Annotated in this window: 2 protein-coding genes and 1 pseudogene; 2 read left to right on the top strand and 1 reads right to left on the bottom strand. The window is 43.1% G+C overall.

The window, feature by feature from the left end; genetic code table 11:
* Positions 1–361 precede the first annotated feature (361 nt).
* The gene (locus tag A3761_RS08100; RefSeq protein WP_197470027.1) at positions 362–2,161 is read right to left on the bottom strand and encodes a bifunctional diguanylate cyclase/phosphodiesterase; all 1,800 of its coding nucleotides are present in this window, start codon (positions 2,159–2,161) and stop codon (positions 362–364) included.
* A gap of 287 nt (positions 2,162–2,448) precedes the next feature.
* On the opposite strand from A3761_RS08100, the gene urtA reads away from it, so the two are divergent.
* Together urtA and A3761_RS08090 are read left to right on the top strand one after the other, a co-directional pair.
* On the top strand, positions 2,449–3,729 hold the full coding sequence (urtA, locus tag A3761_RS08095) for an urea ABC transporter substrate-binding protein (protein WP_156490602.1): 1,281 nt from the start codon (positions 2,449–2,451) through the stop codon (positions 3,727–3,729).
* Positions 3,730–3,887: 158 nt separating this feature from the next.
* Positions 3,888–4,465 (top strand): annotated as a pseudogene (locus A3761_RS08090) (hypothetical protein); the annotation flags it as partial.

Genomic DNA, 4,465 nt, shown 5'->3' with positions numbered 1-4,465 from the left:
GTGAGAAGTTCAGAGGGTCGCCATAGACAGTTGGGCCGCCTGTAAAGTCGTAGTTAATGATTGCTGCAGAAGCAGTGCTAGTTGCCAGCACCAAAGCTGTAGTACCAAGTAGTTTTTTAATCATGATTCCATCCATTTGGTTAAATTTTCATGTGGAATGAATCTATAAGCAATATCCAGACCTATATATATACTTGACTTATTGGTCAGTAGGTTAATTAAAGTTCATAAAAGTGTCATGTATTTTTAGTGTAAAGTTTTTCGACGTTTTTGTATCAAAATGTTAACGGCTTCCGTAGTTTTACGCCTTAGTGCTACTGAGCTGAAGAGAAAAGCCTAGATTGATTCTAGTTCTTTGTGATTAGTCACTCACACCTTCATCGGCAAAGCCGCTTTCATCATAAGAATAGAGCTTGATTTGTGCATCATTCAAATGTGCTAAACAGGTACCGAGCTCTCTCTTTGTGCGCTGTTTTAGCTGGATAAGCTGGGTTAGTAAGCTCTGGAAGGAGTCGAAATATTCTTCTGTGACGGTCATGACGCCGGCAGATAGGGACACAAAGTCGAATAAGCGCACATGACCATTTCGGTCGGTGCTTTCGATACCACCTTGTTTGATGTCGTTATCCGAATAGAATTTAAGTACTTTGTGGTTGAACTCAGTGAAAACGGAGCGGAGTAATTCTTGCCACTCATCCTGAGGCATAATCAGTACAAAATCATCCCCACCGATATGCCCGGCAAAGCTAGCGCCTTGTTTAAGTTGCTTTCTTAGAATCTCGGCAAACATGATCAGTACTTCATCACCCCGGTTGTGGCTGTAATGATTGTTAAAGGGTTTAAAATTGGCCAAGTCGAGAAGTGCGACTGAGAAAGGTGTATCTTTGTCCAGAAGCTCCATGACGCAATTTCCGAGAGGGGTGTTTCCTGGGAGCATTGTCAGAATATTTTCCTGGTGATCTGGTTTGACACGCAACTGTGTGACCTTGCGTAATAAGTCGATAACCGTTCCGATTCCAAGAAAATGCTGCTCGTTGGAGATAATAAAGTCATGCTCTGCATCTAATTGTGCGCGAGATGTGACAAGGCGGCTGACTTGCTCTATGCGCTGATGAGCGTCAACATGCAGGAAGTCTAAGCTCATTTCGCTTGAGATACACTTGGCTTGAACGACTTCTCGTCTCTGTCTTTTGGAATATTTGTTCATGAAGGGAGTGCGAAAGATAATGCCTTGTACTTTCTCATTCTCTACTACGGCAATGGAGCTCATGTGAACATTAGCTTCAAGTAGCTCAAAGACGGTTTGGATTGTGGTACCTACTTCGACATGAGCAGTTGAAACAACCAAGTCGCAGGCCAAACTTTTTTGATTGGTTTCTGCGAACAGTTTTTTGTCGAGTAAGTCATCGAGCTTGGGGGCGACCGGTGCTAACTCAGGCCTTTGAATCAAGTAGCCTTGAACATTATGAACTCCGAGCTCATATAGCTTCTTAAGTTCTTTTTCTGTTTCGACCCCTTCAGCAATTAACACAGAACCAATCGAGCGGGCGACAGCTACCACTTCTTTGACCGTTTTTTGTTTGCTGGCACTACCATTTACGTTTTGAATGAAGCTGCGATCCAGTTTGATGTAATCTGGTTTTATTTCAGACCAGAGTTTATGTAACGACGCGCTTTCACCAACATTGTCTATTCCACTCAAATGGTCAACTGCGACCTCAAAGCCTTGCTCATGAAAAAAATGAACAGCTTCGATAAGCTCATTAATGTTATTGCTGGCATTCTTTTCATCAATTTCCAACACCATACGTGTTGATGGAACTCTATTGTCAGCAATGAGTTTTCCAACCTGATCCTTTAAACGACTACTGGCGATGAGCATTTCGTTGGATAGGTTGATGAATAACTTGTTCTCCAGTTGAAGCTGGTCAAAGCTCTCGGCCGCTGTGTGTAGGCACATCAAGTCAAAAGGTTTTAAAATACCCGCTTCGGCAGCCGTATCAAACATTGCTGGCGTTTCTAAACCATTATCAGTCTCTGGCCCTCGTGAAAAGGCCTCCCAGCCGATGAGTTCACGCCGCTCGACATTAATGATCGGTTGGAACCAGCTGGTGATGTTATGGTGCTTCAGGATGTCTTTTACAACGAATTTTTTTTGCATGAGCTCAGGGGATATCATAGTTGTTCTTTATTAACTATTAATACTAGCAAACAATCTCTATTAGTCTTTTAATCTTTGCAGCTTATTGTAACGAGCTTTATTGAGTGTCAGTAAGAGTCGGTTTATAGAGTGACTACGTCATTTGACGTAGTCGAATTCGTCAATCAGCCAATACCCCCGAAGCAGTATATTTTTCATAATCGTTCATGAAGAGGCTATAACTCCAAATTTATAACAAGTGCCTCATTATCCAAGAGTCTTATTTTGAGGAAGGTAGAATCATGACAATGAAAAAAATGCTTAAAGGTTTAGTTCTTAGCGCAAGTGCTTCAGCATTTGCAATGAGCGCAATGGCTGCTGACACGATTAAAGTCGGTGTACTTCACTCTCTATCAGGCACTATGGCGATCAGTGAAACAACACTGAAAGACACGGTTCTAATGATGATCGAAGAGCAGAACAAAGAAGGTGGTTTGCTAGGTAAGAAGCTAGAGCCTGTTGTGGTTGACCCCGCATCGAACTGGCCATTATTTGCAGAGAAAACACGTGAACTGCTTACTAAAGACGAGGTTGACGTAATTTTCGGTTGCTGGACGTCATCTTCACGTAAAGCGGTTCTTCCTGTCATTGAAGAGTTGAACGGTTTGTTGTTCTACCCTGTTCAGTACGAAGGTGAAGAGTCGTCTAAAAATGTTTTCTACACAGGTGCTGCGCCAAACCAGCAAGCGGTTCCAGCCGTTGACTACTTGATGAATGACCTTGAGGTTGAGCGTTGGGTACTTGCAGGTACTGATTACGTTTACCCACGTACAACGAACAAGATTCTTGAGGCATACCTTAAGGCTAAAGGCGTTGCAGAAAAAGATATCATGATCAACTACACGCCTTTCGGTCACTCTGATTGGCAGTCAATTGTTTCAGACATCAAGAAGTTCGGTAGCGCAGGTAAGAAGACAGCGGTTGTTTCAACAATTAATGGTGATGCAAACGTTCCTTTCTATAAAGAGCTAGGTAACCAGGGTATTTCTGCTGAAGATATTCCAGTGGTTGCATTCTCTGTTGGTGAAGAAGAACTGTCTGGTCTAGACACTAAGCCACTTGTTGGTCACTTGGCAGCTTGGAACTACTTCCAAAGCGTTGAAAGTGATGTAAACGAAGAGTTTATTGCAAACTGGAAGTCTTACATCAAAGACGACAAGCGTGTGACTAACGACCCAATGGAAGCGACCTACATTGGTTTCGAAATGTGGGCGAAAGCAGTTGAGAAAGCGGGTACTACTGACGTAGACGCAGTTGAGCAAGCTATCTTGGGTGTATCGGTACCTAACCTGACTGGCGGTACTGCTGTTATGAATACTAACCACCATTTGAGTAAGCCAGTTTTAATTGGCGAGATTCAAGAAGATGGTCAATTTGAAGTGGTTTGGGAAACTAACGGTGAAGTAATTGGTGATGCTTGGTCTAACTACCTACCAGGTTCTAAAGACCTAATTGCTGACTGGACTGACCCGGTTAAGTGCGGCAACTTTAATACTAAAACAGCTAAGTGTTCTGGTCAGAACTTCTAAGACCTGAGCTTTAGCTAGCCGGAAACATTTATTCGGCAACTTAAAAGGGGAGCACTGTCCGGTGCTCCTCATTTCTAAACCTACAACCCCGTAATTTCCCTATGATGTTTGGCTTCAGATCATATCTGAACAGACACAACAGGGAAGTTGCGTGTTAAATGAACCTAAAATGGAGTACAGCGGTGAGAATCCTGCCCTTTATTCTCGCGATAATGTTTAGCTTGGTGTTCAACCAAAGCTATGCGGCATCGAACGCCGAGAACAGTCCAAGCACTGTTGCGACAGCAATAGATAGCGAAACCCAAGCGCTCTTAAGCAAACTGACGAAAGCCAAGCTTAAGAAGATTATTCCGATCTTGAAAGACTTGGAAGCACACGCAGGGGAAACCTTGCTCCCCATGTTTCAGGTGATGCTAAAGGGGCAGCTTCATTATCTTAAGAAAGACCGTAACTCACTTATGTCGGTGAAAAAAGTTGATGGCGAAAAAGTCTTTCACGAAGTTTTCACCGGTGCTGAGTTAGAGCCATTGAAAAAGAAACTCTACAAGAAAGTTCGTGTGAATAACAAAGTGCGCTCTTATCTCCGTGGGGCAATTGCACGTATTCAGCTAAGTGCAAAGGACCCAGAGTTGCGTCTTTCAGCGCTCACTTCTTTACTATCAAGTTTGGATGAAAGCCTGATTGAAGCCATTCAAGCAGTGAAAGTGTCTGAGCAAGATGAAGAAGTATTGGAAAT

The organism is Oleiphilus sp. HI0123, from assembly GCF_001635315.1.
This window is presented reverse-complemented; position numbering and strand designations above follow the sequence as displayed.